Source organism: Herbaspirillum frisingense GSF30, assembly GCF_000300975.2.
GTDB lineage: Bacteria > Pseudomonadota > Gammaproteobacteria > Burkholderiales > Burkholderiaceae_D > Herbaspirillum > Herbaspirillum frisingense.
The window spans coordinates 1-16717 of sequence record NZ_AEEC02000010.1 but is presented as its reverse complement, the minus strand read 5'-3'; the positions used below and the strand labels follow the sequence as shown (position 1 = coordinate 16717).

The 16717-nt window shown below is 65.6% G+C and carries 14 protein-coding genes and 2 tRNA genes; 14 read left to right on the top strand and 2 right to left on the bottom strand.

The window, feature by feature from the left end; all coding sequences use genetic code 11:
• Positions 1 to 30: 30 nt before the first annotated feature.
• A complete protein-coding gene (gene pdxR, locus HFRIS_RS08975) occupies positions 31 to 1542 on the top strand; it encodes a MocR-like pyridoxine biosynthesis transcription factor PdxR (protein WP_006462984.1) in 1512 nt (503 codons plus the stop codon).
• 79 nt (positions 1543 to 1621) lie between these two features.
• Here the strand turns inward: pdxR and HFRIS_RS08970 are convergent, their stop codons facing one another.
• Both HFRIS_RS08970 and HFRIS_RS08965 read right to left on the bottom strand, forming a co-directional pair.
• Positions 1622 to 3052, bottom strand: a complete 1431-nt coding sequence (locus HFRIS_RS08970; protein WP_006462983.1) for an NAD(P)/FAD-dependent oxidoreductase — start codon at positions 3050 to 3052, stop codon at positions 1622 to 1624.
• Between the two features lie 49 nt (positions 3053 to 3101).
• Positions 3102 to 3515 carry a nuclear transport factor 2 family protein gene (locus tag HFRIS_RS08965; RefSeq protein ID WP_006462982.1) on the bottom strand — a complete coding sequence of 138 codons (414 nt, stop codon included), beginning with the start codon at positions 3513 to 3515 and terminating at the stop codon, positions 3102 to 3104.
• Positions 3516 to 3750: 235 nt separating this feature from the next.
• On the opposite strand from HFRIS_RS08965, the gene HFRIS_RS08960 reads away from it, so the two are divergent.
• The 13 genes from HFRIS_RS08960 (at position 3751) to HFRIS_RS08900 (ending at position 16532) form a co-directional block, all read left to right on the top strand.
• Positions 3751 to 4317: a kinase inhibitor gene (locus HFRIS_RS08960; RefSeq protein WP_006462981.1), complete on the top strand. Its 567-nt coding sequence runs from the start codon at positions 3751 to 3753 to the stop codon at positions 4315 to 4317.
• Positions 4318 to 4349: 32 nt separating this feature from the next.
• Positions 4350 to 5171: a helix-turn-helix transcriptional regulator gene (locus tag HFRIS_RS08955; RefSeq protein ID WP_006462980.1), complete on the top strand. Its 822-nt coding sequence runs from the start codon at positions 4350 to 4352 to the stop codon at positions 5169 to 5171.
• Positions 5172 to 5307: 136 nt separating this feature from the next.
• Positions 5308 to 5640 carry a hypothetical protein gene (locus HFRIS_RS08950; protein ID WP_006462979.1) on the top strand — a complete coding sequence of 111 codons (333 nt, stop codon included), beginning with the start codon at positions 5308 to 5310 and terminating at the stop codon, positions 5638 to 5640.
• Positions 5641 to 5856: 216 nt separating this feature from the next.
• Positions 5857 to 6237, top strand: a complete 381-nt coding sequence (locus HFRIS_RS08945; RefSeq protein ID WP_006462978.1) for a hypothetical protein — start codon at positions 5857 to 5859, stop codon at positions 6235 to 6237.
• 259 nt (positions 6238 to 6496) lie between these two features.
• On the top strand, positions 6497 to 6988 hold the full coding sequence (locus HFRIS_RS08940) for an MgtC/SapB family protein (RefSeq protein ID WP_006462977.1): 492 nt from the start codon (positions 6497 to 6499) through the stop codon (positions 6986 to 6988).
• A 12-nt stretch (positions 6989 to 7000) separates the two neighbouring features.
• Entirely contained in the window at positions 7001 to 7318 is a 318-nt protein-coding gene (locus HFRIS_RS08935; RefSeq protein WP_006462976.1) for a YnfA family protein, read from the top strand.
• A 375-nt stretch (positions 7319 to 7693) separates the two neighbouring features.
• Positions 7694 to 9001, top strand: coding sequence for an MFS transporter (locus HFRIS_RS08930; RefSeq protein ID WP_006462975.1), 1308 nt, complete (start codon positions 7694 to 7696; stop codon positions 8999 to 9001).
• Positions 9002 to 9012: 11 nt separating this feature from the next.
• The gene (gene nirB, locus HFRIS_RS08925; RefSeq protein ID WP_006462974.1) at positions 9013 to 11586 is read left to right on the top strand and encodes a nitrite reductase large subunit NirB; all 2574 of its coding nucleotides are present in this window, start codon (positions 9013 to 9015) and stop codon (positions 11584 to 11586) included.
• Between the two features lie 209 nt (positions 11587 to 11795).
• A complete protein-coding gene (gene nirD / locus HFRIS_RS08920; protein ID WP_006462973.1) occupies positions 11796 to 12158 on the top strand; it encodes a nitrite reductase small subunit NirD in 363 nt (120 codons plus the stop codon).
• A 1-nt stretch (position 12159) separates the two neighbouring features.
• Positions 12160 to 13401 carry an NAD(P)/FAD-dependent oxidoreductase gene (locus tag HFRIS_RS08915; RefSeq protein ID WP_006462972.1) on the top strand — a complete coding sequence of 414 codons (1242 nt, stop codon included), beginning with the start codon at positions 12160 to 12162 and terminating at the stop codon, positions 13399 to 13401.
• A gap of 16 nt (positions 13402 to 13417) precedes the next feature.
• Positions 13418 to 16198 carry a nitrate reductase gene (locus HFRIS_RS08910; RefSeq protein ID WP_006462971.1) on the top strand — a complete coding sequence of 927 codons (2781 nt, stop codon included), beginning with the start codon at positions 13418 to 13420 and terminating at the stop codon, positions 16196 to 16198.
• Positions 16199 to 16265: 67 nt separating this feature from the next.
• Positions 16266 to 16342: transfer RNA gene (locus tag HFRIS_RS08905), tRNA-Pro, on the top strand.
• Between the two features lie 113 nt (positions 16343 to 16455).
• Positions 16456 to 16532: transfer RNA gene (locus HFRIS_RS08900), tRNA-Arg, on the top strand.
• Positions 16533 to 16717: the final 185 nt, after the last annotated feature.

The window sequence follows — 16717 nt, the reverse complement described above, 5'->3', positions numbered from 1 at the left end:
ACGCAGGCTTTGGGACAGCGGAGCAAAGGCGTGCGTGACCACCAGGCCCATCAGGTGATGTGGCGACAGATCTTTCCCGAGCCGGAGCGCCAGGGCAGTACCCTGCAGAGCCAGTTGCGGGTGTGCTTCGTCGATGCCGTGCTGGACGGGCGACTGGCGCCCGGCATGCGCCTGCCCTCCAGCCGCGAGCTGGCCGACATGCTGGCCATTTCACGCAATACCGTGGTGCTGGTCTATGAAAAGCTGGCCGAGGACGGCTACCTGGAAAACCGTCCGCGCAACGGCTACTACGTCAGCGAGCGTTACCTGCACCACCACCGGCCGGCGCAGACCGCGCCCGACCATCCCCGTCGCGAGGCACCGCAGGGGGTGGACTGGCAGGCGCGCATGCAGGCTGAGCCTGCCGGCATCAAATGGCTGGACAAGCCGGAAGACTGGCAGCGCCATCGCTATCCCTTCCTGTATGGCCAGTTCGATCCCAGCCTGTTCCCCATCGCCGACTGGCGTGAGTGCAGCCGCCAGGCGCTGGACGTGAGCTCGATCCGGGGCTGGGCGCCGGATGCCATCGACCACGACAATGCCTCCCTGGTGGACCAGTTGATCAAGCGCGTGCTGCCCCGGCGCGGGATCGCGGCGCGCCGGGACGAGGTACTGCTGACAGTGGGGGCGCAACAGGCCCTGTACCTGGTGAGCGAACTGCTGACGCCGCCTGGCTCCACCGTGGCGGTGGAAGATCCGGGCTACATGGATGCCCGCAACATCTTCCTGCGCCGGGGCGCGCAACTGGTGGGGCTGGAGGTGGACCGCGATGGCGTGCTGCCCGATCCGGCGGTGCTGGCCCAGGCCAGCATGCTGTATTGCACGCCCAGCCACCAGTGCCCGACCGGTATCACGCTCTCCACCGAGCGGCGGCTGGCCTTGCTGGAATGGGCGCGCACCCATGATGGTGTGATCATCGAAGACGACTACGACGCCGAGATGCAATACGTCGGCAAGCCCTCCCCGGCCCTGAAGGCCATCGACCATGAGCGCCGGGTGATCTACATCGGCAGCCTGTCCAAGACGCTTTCGCCGGGCCTGCGCATCGGCTATATCGTGGCACCGGCGGAGGTGGTGGTGCGGCTGCGCGCCTTGCGGCGGCTGATGATCCGCCATCCGGCCACCAACAACCAGCTGGCGGCGGCGCTGTTCATCTCGCACGGCCATTACGACCGCTTCCTGCACCTGATGCGCGATGAACTGGCGCGCCGGGCGGGTCTCCTGATCGACGCAGTGCGCACGCATCTGCCGATGATGGATTTCACGCCACCGGATGGCGGCTCTGCCTTGTGGGGACGCTTTGCGCCGGAGATCGATACCCGGCTGCTGCGGCAGGCGGCCTTCGAGCAAGGCATCCTGGTGGAATCAGGCGAGGCCTTCTGGCTGGCCGAACCGGGCAAGGTCAATGGACTGCGGCTGGGGTTTTCATCCATCCAGGCCGAACGCATCGAACCCGGGATTGCGGCGCTGGCGGCCCTGGTGCCGCGCTGTCGCCTGCGCTGAGGAGACACTCTCCTTCAGCGTCTTGCAGCCGTGCAGGGCGCACGCCCCGCACGGCCCTTGTCTCTTCCCTTATCCCTGCCTACAGGATTTCGTCACGCAGCCAGTACCAGCGATAGAGCATGCTCTGCCCCAGGCGGCGGAAGGGTGCGGCCCACTCGCCCTGGCGCGGGAAGGGCAAGGCGCTGTCGTAGATGGGCAGCTCGATTTCCGGCCCACGCAGGCCGGCCACGCGCTCGGCCATGCGACGCCCGGCATGGGCCGAGAAGGAGACGCCGTTGCCGCCATAGCCCAGGGCGTAGTAGATGCTCTGCGCCGGATCAGGCTGCACCACGCGCGGCATCATGTCGTGGCTGACATCGACCCAGCCCCACCAGGAGTGATCGATGCGGATGCCCTTGAGGGCGGGAAACTTGCGGGCCAGCCCGTCGACCAGCAGGCGGTAGTGATGCTCCTGATGGGCGGCGGCGCCACTGATGGCGCTGCGGCTGCCGATCTGCACCCGGCGGTCCGGCAGCAGGCGGTAGTAGAAGCGCAGCGTGCGGGTATCGGTGATGGCCTGATGGGTCAGGAAGTTGGTGGCCTGCAGTTCTTCGTCGGTGAGCGGGCGCGTGACGATGGAATTGGACAATACCGGGAACACGCGATTCTTCAGCAGAGGCGTCAAGCCCTGCAGGCCGTAGGCCCCGGTGGCCACCGCCACCGCGCGCGCCCGCACCACCCCGCCGGGGGTACGCAGGTGATGCACGCCATTGCGCGTTTCCCAGCCCGTCACCGGGCTGGAGGGATGCACCCGGGCGCCCAGTGCGCGGGCCATCTTCATGTAGCCGAAGGCCAGTTTCAGCGGATGCACGCAGATGCCCACCGGTTCGTGCATGGCGCCGGCAGCCTCGCGGTCGCCGCACCAGTCACGCCGCACTTCCTCGCCGGTGAGGATACGGGTGTCGTAACCGAAGCGGCTGCGCATGACCTCGGCTTCGTTGCGCAGGAAGTCCATCTTCTTGGGCCGATGGGCGATGTAGAGATGGCCGCCAGGCTGGGGATCGCAATCGATTTCCTCGGTGAGCTGGCGGAAGGTCTCGAAGCCGTTGCGGATTTCCTCGTCCAGCTTCAGCGCGGTCGGCAAACCCCAGCGGGCAATCCACTGCGAGCGGTACAGGCGACCGCTGGCGTTCTGCCCCTGGCCGCCATTGCGGCTGGTGCAGCCCCAGGCGACCTGGTTGGCTTCCAGCACGGTGGCGCGGATACCGTGCTCGCGTGCCAGGAACAAGGCCGTGGCCAGGCCGGTGAAACCGGAGCCGATGATGACCACGTCGGCATCGGTGTCACCCGTGATAGGGCCATCGTCCGGCGGCGGATCACCCGCGCTGGCGATCCAGTAGGTCGGCGCGTACTGCATGTTATGGCCGGGCGAGCGCGAGACCAGCGGATCGAAGGCCGGATCGTAGGGCGTGGCAGGGGCGCGGGAATCGGTGAAGGCAGCGCCGACTTCGGCGCGGGACAGGCTGTTCATGGCAGTGGCCTTGGAAGCGGTGAGCGGGCGGCGCGGTGTTTGCTGCGGATCAGGCCGGCCTGACCGTGCGGTTCTTGCGGAAGACGTTCTTCTGCAGGATCTTGCCATCGCGGAAGATGAACAGATCGACACCGTCGGCCTCGATGGGCGAGCCATCGGCGGCGGTGCCGGTAAAGGTCCATTCGGACACGCCACGCTCGCCGGACACCCAATGGCGACCATTGCGCCACTGCGCATCGGGCACGGCGACCCAGGCCGAGGCAAAGGCCTTGGCGACCGCCTCCTGGCCGGCATGGCGGGTGCCGTGGGCATCGTGCCCGGCGGCAGTGAGGAATTCACAGTCGGGGTGCATGTAGCTCATGAGGGCAGCGATGTCGTGGCGGTTCCAGGCATCGGAGAAGGCCTGCAGGGTTTCCACCGTCACGGCCGGTGCGGTGCTGAGCGAATGGGATGGCGAGGACATGCGAACTCCATGGGATACCTGATACAGGCGAATACGGCACAGCCTACTGGAGCCTGGCCTGAAGGCCATAGAGCCAGCGGAGGCTTTTGATCAGGCCAGGGCGGCCGGCGATGGAGCCAGTCGATGTGCGGCGGGCAGGATGACGCCTTCTGCACCGCGCCTGACGTTTTCTGCACCATGGGCGGCAGGCGTGGCCTCTACGATGAGCGCTCTTCAACCCCTGTGGAGCACATGCATGAACCATCCCAAACACCTGGCCGCTACCCTGGCCACCAGCGCAGCCCTGACGCTTTCCGCACTGTCGGCCCAGGCGGCCGACTTCAGCGTGACCAGCAAGGACATCCAGGAAGGCCAGACCCTGAGCAACGCCCAGGTCTTCCAAGGCTTCGGCTGCAACGGCCTGAACCGTTCGCCGCAATTGTCCTGGTCGGGCGCGCCAGCCGGCACCAAGAGCTTTGCCGTCACGGTCTACGATCCCGATGCACCAACGGGCAGTGGCTGGTGGCACTGGACGGTATTCAACATCCCTGCCTCGGTGACCAGCCTGCCGGGCGGGATCACCGCCGAGGGCAAGGGCTTGCCGGCCGGCGCCATCCAGGGCCGCACCGACTTCGGCAGCAGCAGCTTCGGCGGCGCCTGCCCGCCGGAAGGCGACAAGCCGCACCGTTATCAATTCGTGGTCTGGGCCTTGAAAACCGACAAGTTGCCACTGGACGCACAAGCCAGCGGTGCTATGCTCGGCTTCATGCTCAATGCCTCGGTGCTCGGCCAGGCCCGACTGACCGCCCACTACGGACGCTGACTCCGACGCTGATTTCCCCCCCCCATCCCCGCATGCAAAACGATCTCGCCATCCTGCCCTTCGCGCATGGTCCCGCACCGACCCTGACCCGCATCCGTGCCCGCCAGGAGCAGAAGCTGCGTCAGGTCTTCATCGGACTGGCCAGCATCTGCCACGTGCGGCAGGGGCGCAAGCGGGTCGAATGGGGCAGCCGTCAGCTGCAATGCGGTCAGGATGTATTGCTGCTGATCGCCCCCGGCATGCAGATGAACGTGGCCAACCTTCCCCGGGCTGGGGAATACGCGGCCGACATGGTCTCGCTGCCGTCGTCGCTGCTGGAGCGCTTCCGCCTGCATTATCCCGGCCAGGGCGTGCGCAGCAGCGAAGCCACGGCCTTGGTCAGCGTGCAGCAGGATGCGGACATCCTGCGCGCCTGGCGCTACCTGCTCGACTGCATCCGCGATGACGCGGCCGCTGACCTGCAGTGCCAGGCCGCCGAAGGCCTGTTGCTGGCGCTCAGTCTGCGCGGGGTGGTGGGTGGTCTCTTGCGTGAACGGGGCGACGCGATCAGCCAGCGCATCGAACAGCATCTGCTGATGCTGGCCCCAGAGCAGCGCAGCCTGGAACGGGTGGCCGATGCCTTCCACTGCAGCGTGTCGACCCTGCGGCGCCGCCTGGCACGCGAGCAGACCGGTTTTCGCGAACTGCTGGACAAGGTGCAGCTGGGCCAGGCGCTGGAACAACTGCAGGCCTCATCCCTGCCGATTGCCGACATCGCCGCCTCCTGCGGCTACGATTCGGCTTCGCGTTTTGCGATCCGCTTTCGCCAGCATTACGGGCTGAGCCCCAGTGAATTGCGGCAGACCCTGCCTTGACAATGTGGGGCAGCCCGCTGCGGGATTACGCTGACGCCCAAATCGCTGCTGCGCCGACTGCCGATGGCCCCTGGCGCTCCTATGATCGAAGAGCCTATGTACGACCTCTCGATTCACTTCACCAGGAGCACATGCCATGATTACCCTCCCCTCCCACCGTTCCCTCGCCTGCCTCAGTACCGCCGCGCTGGCCCTGATCCTGCAGACCGTGCCGGCCCTGGCGCAAACCCAGGCATCCCGACCCTTCGAACAACCGGGACCGACCGGAGATAACCGCGCTGCCACCGGCCACCCCGCCACTCAGGTGCCACCGGCCGGCCACGCCCGCGACGAGGCAATGAAGCGCCCGGCGCGCGCCGTCCCCCGCGCCGACGGTCAGCATCGCGCCGGCACGGATGAGCGCAATGCGCCGCAATACCTGACGCCGGGTGCACCGGCCGAAGACGATGTGGGCCAGCGCAAGAACTGATCGCTGCCAGCACGACACAGCGCGGCAGTAGAGGCAGGAGGAGCTGCGTACAGGTAGTGCAGACCTGACCAACTCAACAACAGTCACCGTCATCCCGGTACGAAAGCACCGACAAGCGTATGAAGTGACGTCCGACTGTAGGAAACGGGAGCGAAGCCTAGTATGGCTTCAACGGCTCGCGACAGCGGGACGCCCCCAAAACTCAAGGAGATACGCATGTCATCCAAACCGACTCTGAAATTCCTCGGCACTGCCCTGATCGTTGCAGCCTTCAGCACGGGCGCCATGGCGCAGGCTTCGGGCGGCGCTGCCGGCTCTGGTTCGGCCGGCTCCGGTGCCACCGGTGCCACCGGCGCGCAGACCACCCCGGGTAGCGGCAACAGCGGCGCCTCCGATGCGGGCAGTTCCTCCAGCAAGAGCAAGACCATGCGCAACCACAACAAGTCCGACAAGAGCAGCACCAAGTCCCGTTCGGGTAACAACCCGAATGCCACCGAGATGAAGGATGGTCCCATGGGCACCTCCCCCGGCGGTAATGGCGGCACGGGCGGCGGCTCCGGTGCCGGTGGTGCGGGCGCTGGCGGCTCCGGTTCCTGATCTTTCGCAACAGTCTTTCCTGACATGAGCCGACCTATGAAGGTCGCTCAGCAGGGCTTGACCAGCTTGCATGTTTGAGCGCGGCATGGCGTAGCCTCCGTTCCTTCCCGCCATGCCTGATTTGCCCCGTCGATTCTGACGGGGCTTTTTTATGCACGTTCGCCCGGCTCTGAGTGCAGGAACCAGCAAGGCGCAAGGGTACAATGGCGGGCTGTAACCACCCGTATTGCAACCTTCTCTCGCCGCCCCGACCGCGCCCATGACCGACCATTTCGAAGTCTTCTACCGTCTCTGCTTTGCCATGCTGATCGGCTGCATCATCGGCATCGACCGCAACCTGCGTGGCAAGCCCACCGGCATGAAGACGCTGGGTCTGGTGGCCCTGGGCTCGGCGCTGGTGACGATGGCGGCGATGGATTTCTCCTTCAGTGCCGACGACCATTATCGTGACGCCGTCAGCCGCGCCATCCAGGGCGTGATCACCGGCATCGGCTTCCTGGGCGCCGGCGTCATCATCCATGAACAGCGGACCGAGAAAGTCCGGGGACTGACCACGGCGGCCTCGATCTGGGTGACGGCGGCGGTGGGCATCGTCTGCGGCGGTGGCTGGTGGCGCGTGGCCCTGATGGCGACGGCGCTGATCCTGCTGCTGTTCGTGGTGGGCCGGCCGCTGGAGCAGTTCATGCACCGCCAATGGCTGCGCAAGAGCGACGACGAACGGGCCGACATCACCGCCCGTGAAGAAGACTGAGCCCGGCCGGCCATGAAGACCCTGCTGCTCTACCTCTGCACCGCCGTGGCCGAAATCGTCGGCTGCTACCTCCCCTATCTCTGGCTCAAGCAGGACCGTTCAGCCTGGCTGCTGCTGCCGGCCGCGCTGAGCCTGGCGCTGTTCGCCTGGCTGCTGACCCTGCACGACGCCGCCTCGGGGCGGGTGTATGCGGCCTATGGCGGGGTCTACATCGCCGTGGCCATGGCCTGGCTGTGGGCGGTGGACGGCATCCGGCCCTCTGCCTGGGATTGCGCGGGCGTGGCGGTAGCGCTGGCCGGCATGGGCATCATCGCCTTCCAGCCGCGCTGAACACCGGCCGTGTCCGGGCGGCAAGCTCCCCGCGCACCGCCTTGATGCCCTGCACCCTCACGATGCACTGCACCACGAACGCGCAGCTTGCACTGCAATACATCACACGATGATATATATCGGGGCCACCCGTCAGCTCTGCAGTGGCGCCCTGCTCTCCCTCTTCCCGCCGCAAACCCGCACCGCACGGGCGCCCCGCCCGATTCCCACGGCCTGGCACGACCTTTGCTCATAAGAGCCCAGGATCAAGGACGATCCCCCAATTCGATGCCGATCTAACGATGGATCTGCAAGACACACGGACAATGGCGTCCGCTAGAACCGAGCCCTGCGCTTGGTTCCAGCGGGCGCCTTTTTGTTTTTACAGGACCCGAGATGAGCAAATCCAATCGTATCGAGCTGTTCTCCCTGCGCACGCCGCAGATGCGCGCCTTCCACCTGACCTGGATGGCTTTCTTCGTCTGCTTCTTCGCCTGGTTCGCCTGCGCGCCGCTGATGCCGGTGATCAAGGGTGAATTCCATCTCACGCCCGGCCAGATCGCCAACATCAATATCGCCGCCGTGGCCGTGACCATCCTGGTGCGCCTGGTCATCGGCCCCATGTGTGACCGTTTCGGCCCGCGCAAGACCTATACCGGCCTGCTGCTGGCCGGTGCCGTGCCGGTCATCGGCGTGGCCTTTGCGCAGAGCTACGAGAGCTTCCTGTTCTTCCGCCTGCTGATCGGTGCGGTCGGTGCCAGCTTCGTGATCACCCAATACCACACCTCGGTGATGTTCGCCCCCAATGTGGTCGGTACCGCCAACGCGGCCACGGCCGGCTGGGGCAATGCCGGCGGTGGCGTGGCGCAGGGTGTGATGCCGCTGCTGATGGCGGCCGTGCTGATGCTGGGCGTCTCCCAGGCCTGGGGCTGGCGCGTGGCGCTGCTGGTGCCGGGCGTGCTGATGCTGATCATGGCAGCGCTCTACTGGCGCTTTACGCAGGACTGCCCGGAAGGCAACTATGATGACCTGCGCGCCGCCGGCGTGACCATCGAAAGCGGCAAGCGCGGTGGCTGGGCGAGCTTCCGCGCCGCCGCCGCCAACTACCGCGTGTGGATGCTCTTCATCACCTACGGCGCCTGCTTCGGCGTGGAAATCTTCATCCACAACATCGCCGCCATCTACTACGTGGAGCACTTCCAGCTGTCGCTGGAGTCGGCCGGCATCGCCGCTGCCAGCTTCGGCCTGCTGGCGCTGTTCGCCCGCGCCCTGGGTGGTTTCATCTCGGACAAGGTAGCCCTCGCGGGCGGCCTGAACCGCCGCGCCACCCTGCTGTTCGTGATGATGCTGGGCGAAGGCCTGGGCCTGCTGTGGTTTGCCCATGCCGGTAGCGTCGCAGCGGCCATCTTCGCCATGCTGTGCTTCGGCCTGTTCACCCACATGGCCTGCGGCGCCACCTACGCGCTGGTGCCCTTCATCGACCGCAAGGCCCTGGGCGGCGTGGCCGGCATCATCGGCGCCGGCGGCAACGTGGGCGCGGTGCTGGCGGGCTTCCTGATGAAGGGTCTGGGCAATACCCAGCAGACCCTGTCGGCGCTGGGCGTGCTGGTGACCGTCTCGGCACTGTGCGCTGTGGCCATCCGTTTCACTGCCTCGGACAAGAACGGCGAAGCCGTCCTGGCCGACAGCAAAGTTGCAGCCTGAGGAGATAAGCCATGAAGATCATCGTCATCGGCCACGGCATGGTCGGCCACAAGTTCCTGGAAAGCCTGGCCGAAAGCGGCGCCGGGGAACTGCAGGTCACCATCCTGTGTGAAGAACCGCGCCCGGCCTACGACCGCGTGCACCTCTCCGAATTCTTCGCCGGCAAGAGCGCAGAGGACCTGTCGCTGGTGGCGCCAGGCTTCTTCGATGCCGGCCGTAGCGCGGTGCAGTTCGACCTCAAGCTCAACGCCAAGGCCCAGCAGATCGACCTGGAACGCAAGCAGGTGCTGGTCAACGTGGCCGGCGTGGAAGAAACCCTGTCCTATGACAAGCTGGTGCTGGCCACCGGCTCCTATCCCTTTGTGCCGACGGTGGCCGGCAACCAGCGCAAGGACTGCTTCGTCTACCGCACCATTGAAGATCTGGAAGCGATGCTGGAATGCGGCAGCCGTTCCAAGTCGGGCGTGGTCATCGGCGGCGGCCTGCTGGGCCTGGAATGTGCCAAGGCCCTGCGCGACCTCAAGCTGGAGACCCATGTGGTCGAGTTCGCCCCGCGCCTGATGGCGGTGCAGGTGGACGAAAGCGGCGGCCGCGTGCTGCGCCAGAAGATCGAGGAACTGGGCGTGACCGCCCATACGCAAAAGAACACGGTCGAGATCGTCGATGGCAAGCAGCACACCCATCGCATGAACTTCGAGGATGGCTCGCACCTGGAAACCGACATGATCGTCTTCTCCGCCGGCATCCGCCCGCGTGACGAACTGGCGCGCCAGGCCGGACTGAAGGTAGGCGACCGTGGCGGCATCGTCATCGACAACTGCTGCCTGACCTCGGACCCGGCGGTCTATGCCATTGGCGAATGTGCGCTGTGGAACGGCAAGATCTTCGGCCTGGTCGCGCCGGGCTACGACATGGCGCGCACCGCCGCCAAGCATCTGCTGTCGCACCGCGATGACGCCATCGAAGTGCCGCAATTCAACGGCGCCGACATGAGCACCAAGCTCAAGCTCATGGGCGTGGACGTGGCCAGCATCGGCGACGCCCATGGCAAGGAAGCCGGCAGCCGCTCCTACCAGTTCACCGATGAGCGCCGCCAGATCTACAAGAAGATCGTGGTCTCCGAATCCGGCAAGCACCTGCTGGGTGCGGTGATGGTGGGCGACGCTGCCGAATACGGCACGCTCCTGCAGATGATGCTGAACAAGATCGAACTGCCGGAGGCCCCGGAATTCCTGATCCTGCCGCAGTCCGACGGCAAGGCCAAGCCCGGCCTGGGCGTGGATGCGCTGCCGGATTCGGCGCAGATCTGCTCCTGCAACAATGTCTCCAAGGGCCAACTGTGCGCCGCTGTCGCTTCTGGCGTGACCAATATCGGTGATCTGAAGGCTTGCACCAAGGCAGGCACGGCCTGCGGCGGTTGCGTGCCATTGGTGACCCAGGTCATGAAGGCGGAAATGAAGAAACAGGGGATGGCGGTCAATAACCACGTCTGCGAGCACTTCCCCTATTCGCGCCAGGAAATCCACCATCTGGTGCGCGTGGGCCAGATCAGGAGCTTCGACGAACTGCTGGCCAAGCACGGTCGCGGTCTGGGCTGCGACGTCTGCAAGCCGATGGTGGCCAATGTGCTGGCCTCGCTGTGGAACGACTTCGTGCTCAAGAAGGAGCATGCCAGCCTGCAGGATTCCAACGACTACTTCCTGGGCAACATCCAGAAGGATGGCACCTACTCGGTGGTGCCGCGCATGGCCGGTGGCGAAGTCACTCCCGACGGCCTGATCGCCGTCGGCCAGATCGCCAAGAAATACGGTCTCTACACCAAGATCACCGGCGGCCAGCGGGTAGACCTGTTCGGCGCCCGCGTGGACCAGTTGCCCGATATCTGGGAAGAACTGATCGCCGCCGGCTTCGAGACCGGCCACGCCTACGGCAAGTCGCTGCGCACCGTCAAATCCTGCGTGGGCTCGACCTGGTGCCGCTATGGCGTGGGCGATAGCGTGGGCTTCGCGGTGCGCCTGGAAAACCGCTACAAGGGCCTGCGCTCGCCGCACAAGATCAAGTTCGGCGTCTCCGGCTGCACCCGCGAATGCGCCGAGGCGCAGGGCAAGGACGTGGGCATCATCGCCACCGACAAGGGCTGGAACCTCTACGTCTGCGGCAATGGCGGCATGAAGCCGCGCCATGCCGAGCTGATCGCCTCGGACCTCGACGAAGCGACCCTGGTCCGTTATGTGGACCGCTTCCTGATGTTCTACGTGCGCACCGCCGACCGCCTGCAACGCACCAGCACCTGGCGCGAAAACCTGGAAGGCGGCCTGGACTACCTCAAGAGCGTGGTCATCGACGACAAGCTGGGCATCGCCGCGGAGCTGGAAAGCGAGATGCAGCACGTGGTCGACACCTACGAATGCGAATGGAAGAAGGCCGTCACCGATCCGGAAACCCGCAAGCGCTTCCGCCACTTCGTCAACAGCAAGGCCGCCGATGGCAATATCAGGTTTGTCGAGGAACGCGGACAGATCCGGCCGGCCACCGTGGCGGAAAAGAAGTTGCTCGACATCCCCGTTGTCGTCGAGACCGTGTGATATCCGGCCTTAGTCGCGCCTTCGATACGTCGCTGCGCGACTACTCAGTCCGAACGGGCGTCACCGGACAAAGAACCGTTCGTTCTGGTGACTACTCAGTCCGAGCGAGCGTCGCCGGACAAAGAACCGTTCGTTCTGAGTAGCGGCAACGCCGCGTATCGAAGACGCACCCGAAGACGCACCCGCCGTACAACCATCAGGAGCACCGCATGCACAGCGACCAACAAATCCAGCACTGGACCCCGATCTGCGACCTGGGCGAGATCGTCCCCAACACCGGCGTGGCCGCCCTGGTCGGCGACCAGCAAGTGGCGATCTTCCACGTCATCGACCATAGCGCGGGCCAGGCGCAGGCACGCGTCTTCGCCATCGGCAACTACGATCCCAACGCCGACGCCGCCGTGCTCTCGCGTGGCCTGGTGGGCAACCTGGGCGAACGCATCGTGGTGGCCTCGCCGATCTACAAGCATCACTTCGACCTGACCACCGGCGAATGCCTGGAAGAACCCGCCCACTCGGTACCGGCCTGGCCGGCGCGCATCGAGCAGGGCAAGGTCTGGATCGGGGCCTGAGATGGAAACCGGGGCCGACAAGCGCGCCGCCAAACCATCGCTGGTGGTGATCGGCAATGGCATGGCCGGCATGCGCACCGTGGAAGAACTGCTCAAGCTGGCGCCGGACCTGTACGACATTACCGTCTTCGGCGCCGAGCCGCACGGCAACTACAACCGCATCATGCTCTCGCCGGTCCTGGCCGGAGACAAGAGCATCGATGACATCATGCTCAACCCCCGTGCCTGGTACGACGACAACGGCATCACCCTGCACGCGGGCGACCCGGTGATCCACATCGACCGCCGCCAACGCACCGTGCATGCGCGCTCCGGCCTGGCAGTGAAGTACGACCGCCTGCTGCTGGCCACCGGCTCCACGCCCTTCATCATCCCGGTGCCGGGCCACCAATTGCCGGGCGTGATCGCCTTCCGCGACATCCAGGACGTCGATACCATGCTGGAAGCCGCCCGTACCCACCGGCATGCTGTCGTCATCGGCGGTGGCCTGTTGGGGCTGGAAGCGGCCAATGGCCTGATGCGCCAGGGCATGGAGGTGACCGTGGTGCACGTCACCGACGCCCTGATGAACCAGCAACTGGACAAGCCCGCCGCCGCCCTGCTCAAGAAGGCGCTGGAAGACCGTGGCCTGCGCTTTCTGCTCAATGCCCATACCGAGGAAATCGTCGGGCCGGACCGCGTGACCGCCCTGCGCTTCAAGGATGGCAGCACCATCCCCGCCGACCTGGTGGTGATGACCGCCGGCGTGCGCCCCAATATCGCCCTGGCCAAGGCCGCCGGCCTGCACTGCGAACGTGCCATCATCGTCGACGATACCCTGCAGACCTACGACCCGCGCGTCTATGCCGTGGGCGAATGCGTGCAGCACCGCAAGGCCACCTTCGGCCTGGTGGCGCCGATCTGGGACCAGGCCCGCGTCTGCGGTGCGCACCTGGCCGGCGCCGGCCATCGCCGCTACGTGCAGCAGGCCACTGCCACCAAGCTCAAGGTGACCGGGGTGGACCTGTATTCGGCCGGTGACTTCATCGGCGGCGAGGATACCGAAGACCTGGTGGTGCGCGACCCGCGTCGCGGCATCTACAAGCGGCTGGTGCTGCGCGGTTCGCGCCTGGTAGGCGCGGTGCTGTATGGCGACGTCAAGGACGGACCGTGGTACTTCGACCTGATCCAGAGCGGCCGCGACATCAGCGCCTTCCGCCGCGAACTGCCCTTCGGCCAGGCCATGTGCCAGCAAGCCGCCTAGCTCCAAAGGAAACTTCATGAATCTCTCCCAGACCCCGCTCGCCCTGGCCGTGACGACCACCCGCACCACCTGCCCCTATTGCGGCGTGGGCTGCGGCGTGACGGCATCGCTGAAAGAGGACGGCAGCCTGGGCATCAAGGGCGACGAGCAGCACCCCGCCAACCTGGGCCGCCTGTGCGTGAAGGGCTCGGCCCTGGGCGAGACCGTCGATCTCGACGGCCGCCTGCTGCATCCGCAGCGCCGCAACGCCCAGGGTGAATTGGAGCAGGTCTCCTGGGACGATGCCCTGAACGAAGTCGCCAGCAAGTTCGCCGCCATCATCGCCCAACACGGGCCGGATGCGGTGGCCCTGTATGTCTCCGGGCAGTTGCTGACCGAGGACTACTACATCGCCAACAAGCTCATGAAGGGCTATATCGGCAGCGCCAACATCGACACCAATTCGCGCCTGTGCATGTCGTCGGCCGTGGCCGGCCACAAGCGCGCCTTCGGCGAAGACCTGGTGCCGATCTGCTACGAAGACCTGGAACTGGCCGACCTGGTGGTGCTGGTAGGATCGAACGCCGCCTGGTGCCATCCCATCCTGTTCCAGCGCATCGCCCGCCTGAAAGAAACCCGCCCCGCAATGCGCCTGATCGTCATCGATCCACGCCGCACCGCCACCTGCGAACTGGCCGACCTGCACCTGCCGATCAAGGCCGGCACCGATGTCTGGCTGTTCAACGGCCTGATGAGTTACCTGGCCCATCGCGGCCTGCGCGACAACGCCTTCATCAGCGCCCACACCAACGGCTTCGACGACGCCCTGGCGGTGGCCGACGCCGACTGCGCCGACCCCGCCACGGTGGCGCGCATCTGCAAAGTGGACCTGCAGGATCTGCTGGCCTTCTACCAGGCCTTTGCCGACACTGAAAAAGTGGTCACCGGTTTCTCGATGGGCGTGAACCAGTCCTCCGCCGGTACCGACAAGGTCAACAGCATCATCAACTGCCATCTCGCCACCGGCCGCATCGGCAAGCCTGGCATGGGACCGTTTTCCATCACCGGCCAGCCCAACGCCATGGGCGGCCGCGAAGTCGGCGGCCTGGCCAACATGCTGGCGGCCCACATGGATCTGGAGCAGCCGCTGCACCGCGAGATCGTGCAAGACTTCTGGCAATCCCCGCGCATCGCCGACAAACCCGGCCTGAAAGCGGTGGACATGTTCCGCGCCATCGAGGACGGCCGCATCAAGGCGGTGTGGATCATGGCCACCAACCCCATGGTCAGCCTGCCCGACGCCGACCTGGTGCAACGCGCCCTGCAAAAATGCGAACTGGTGGTGGCCTCGGACGTGGTCACCCAGACCGATACCAATGCCTACGCCCACCTGCTACTGCCGGCCCTGGCCTGGGGCGAGAAGGATGGCACAGTCACCAATTCCGAACGCCGCATCTCGCGCCAGCGCGCTTTCCTGAGCGCCCCCGGCGAAGCACGCGGCGACTGGCGCACCCTGTGCGACGTGGCGCAGCGCATGGGCTTCGAGGGTTTCGACTTCGACGGCCCGCACGCCATCTTCGACGAACATGCCCGCCTGTCGGCCTATCGCAATGGCGAGGCCCATGCTGAGACCGAACCAGGCAAAGTGCGCCGCGTCTTCAACCTGGCCGGCCTGACCGGCCTGGACCGCAGCGGCTACGACACCCTGGCGCCGATCCAGTGGCCGGTGCAGCGCCTGTCCGATGGCAGTGTGGTCGGCACGGCGCGGGTGCTGCAGGACTACCGTTTCAGCACCGCCGACGGCCGTGCGCGTTTTGTGCCGACCGCGCCGCGCAGCCCGCTGCATGCCGCCTGCGAAGACTACCCGCTGATCCTCAACACCGGCCGCGTGCGCGACCACTGGCACACCATGACGCGTACCGGCAAATCAGCCACCCTGGGCAGCCACATCGCTGAATCCTTCATCGACATCCATCCCCAGGACGCCCTGCTCTACGGTCTGCGCGAAGGCGGTCTGGCGCGCATCAGCAGCCGCTGGGGCGCCATGGTGGCGCGGGTTCAGCACGGCGGCGGCATCCCGCGTGGCGCGGTCTTCGTGCCTATCCACTGGAACAGCCAGTCGGCCTCGGACGCCCGCGTGGGCGCGGTGGTCAACCCGGTGGTCGACCCGGTCTCGGGCGAGCCCGAGTTCAAGCACACGCCGGTGGCCATCGAAGAATTCCGCGTCGGCTGGCACGGCTTCATCCTCACCCGCCATCCGCTGGCACTGGACGACATCACCCACTGGACCCGCGTGCAGGGCCGCGACTTCCTGCGCTATGAACTGGCCGGCCGCAACCAGATCAACGACCACACCGCCTGGGCGCGCGCCCTGCTGGGCGTACGCGACGACGACGCCGACTGGCTGGAATATGAAGACCTGAGCGACGGCAGCTATCGTGCCGTGCATGTGGTGGATGACCGCATCGACATGTGCCTGTTCATGTCCGCCCGCCCCGACCTGCCCTCACGCTCCTGGCTGGCCGGCCTGTTCGCCAAGGACAAGCTGGAAGAAGCCGACCGCGTCGGCCTGCTGGTGGGCCAGCCCATCGAAAAAGGCGCCGACACCGGACCGACTGTCTGCTCCTGCTTTGGCGTGGGCCGCAACACGATCTGCGACGCCATCAGGAAGCGGGATCTGGAAGAGGTCAGCCAGGTCACGGCCTGCCTGAAGGCGGGCGGCAACTGCGGCTCCTGCGTACCGGAGATCAAGAAACTGCTGGTGGAAATCAGGCTGCAGAAAGTGGCCGAATCCCGCGAGGGAGAGGCGGTTTCCTGATTGTTTTTAAGCTTGCTTGCAATCGTTGTTGACCGTTCGCGAAAGATGCTGCTATTATCTCGCTTCTCGGAGTGTAGCGCAGCCCGGTAGCGCACCTGGTTTGGGACCAGGGGGTCCAAGGTTCGAATCCTTGTACTCCGACCACACTTGAAAAACGGGCTGTTTTTACAGCCCGTTTTCCTTTTCTGGCTCGCTGGTGGAATTGCGGTGACGCACTGATGCAGTCGCACCCCGCCCTTCCCGCCAGCCACGCCGAACTGCCCTTAGCTCAACTGGATAGAGCAATGGCCTTCTAAGCCATAGGTCGGGGGTTCGAGTCCCTCAGGGCAGGCCATATCTCTGGCATATTTCCATTCCATATCAAGCACGCGATATCTCATCAGGCAGAACGCATTCGCCGCGCTGATGCCCCCCCTGCTTTTACCAAGCTGCCACACCAAAACCGGGCCATCAGGAACTGCACTGCCGCAGGACAATGGTGTAGAGGCAGGTGCTCATCGACGATTACGAAAAAAAAGG

Excerpts from the sequence above, each read along its gene's own strand:
- HFRIS_RS08950 (WP_006462979.1), top strand. The coding sequence starts at position 5,308 with ATGATTACCCTCCCCTCCCACCGTTCCCTCGCCTGCCTCAGTACCGCC.
- HFRIS_RS08945 (WP_006462978.1), top strand. The coding sequence starts at position 5,857 with ATGTCATCCAAACCGACTCTGAAATTCCTCGGCACTGCCCTGATCGTT.
- HFRIS_RS08940 (WP_006462977.1), top strand. The coding sequence starts at position 6,497 with ATGACCGACCATTTCGAAGTCTTCTACCGTCTCTGCTTTGCCATGCTG.
- HFRIS_RS08960 (WP_006462981.1), top strand. The coding sequence starts at position 3,751 with ATGAACCATCCCAAACACCTGGCCGCTACCCTGGCCACCAGCGCAGCC.
- HFRIS_RS08935 (WP_006462976.1), top strand. The coding sequence starts at position 7,001 with ATGAAGACCCTGCTGCTCTACCTCTGCACCGCCGTGGCCGAAATCGTC.
- nirD (WP_006462973.1), top strand. The coding sequence starts at position 11,796 with ATGCACAGCGACCAACAAATCCAGCACTGGACCCCGATCTGCGACCTG.
- nirB (WP_006462974.1), top strand. The coding sequence starts at position 9,013 with ATGAAGATCATCGTCATCGGCCACGGCATGGTCGGCCACAAGTTCCTG.
- HFRIS_RS08970 (WP_006462983.1), bottom strand. The coding sequence starts at position 3,052 with ATGAACAGCCTGTCCCGCGCCGAAGTCGGCGCTGCCTTCACCGATTCC.
- HFRIS_RS08915 (WP_006462972.1), top strand. The coding sequence starts at position 12,160 with ATGGAAACCGGGGCCGACAAGCGCGCCGCCAAACCATCGCTGGTGGTG.
- HFRIS_RS08965 (WP_006462982.1), bottom strand. The coding sequence starts at position 3,515 with ATGTCCTCGCCATCCCATTCGCTCAGCACCGCACCGGCCGTGACGGTG.
- HFRIS_RS08910 (WP_006462971.1), top strand. The coding sequence starts at position 13,418 with ATGAATCTCTCCCAGACCCCGCTCGCCCTGGCCGTGACGACCACCCGC.
- HFRIS_RS08955 (WP_006462980.1), top strand. The coding sequence starts at position 4,350 with ATGCAAAACGATCTCGCCATCCTGCCCTTCGCGCATGGTCCCGCACCG.
- HFRIS_RS08930 (WP_006462975.1), top strand. The coding sequence starts at position 7,694 with ATGAGCAAATCCAATCGTATCGAGCTGTTCTCCCTGCGCACGCCGCAG.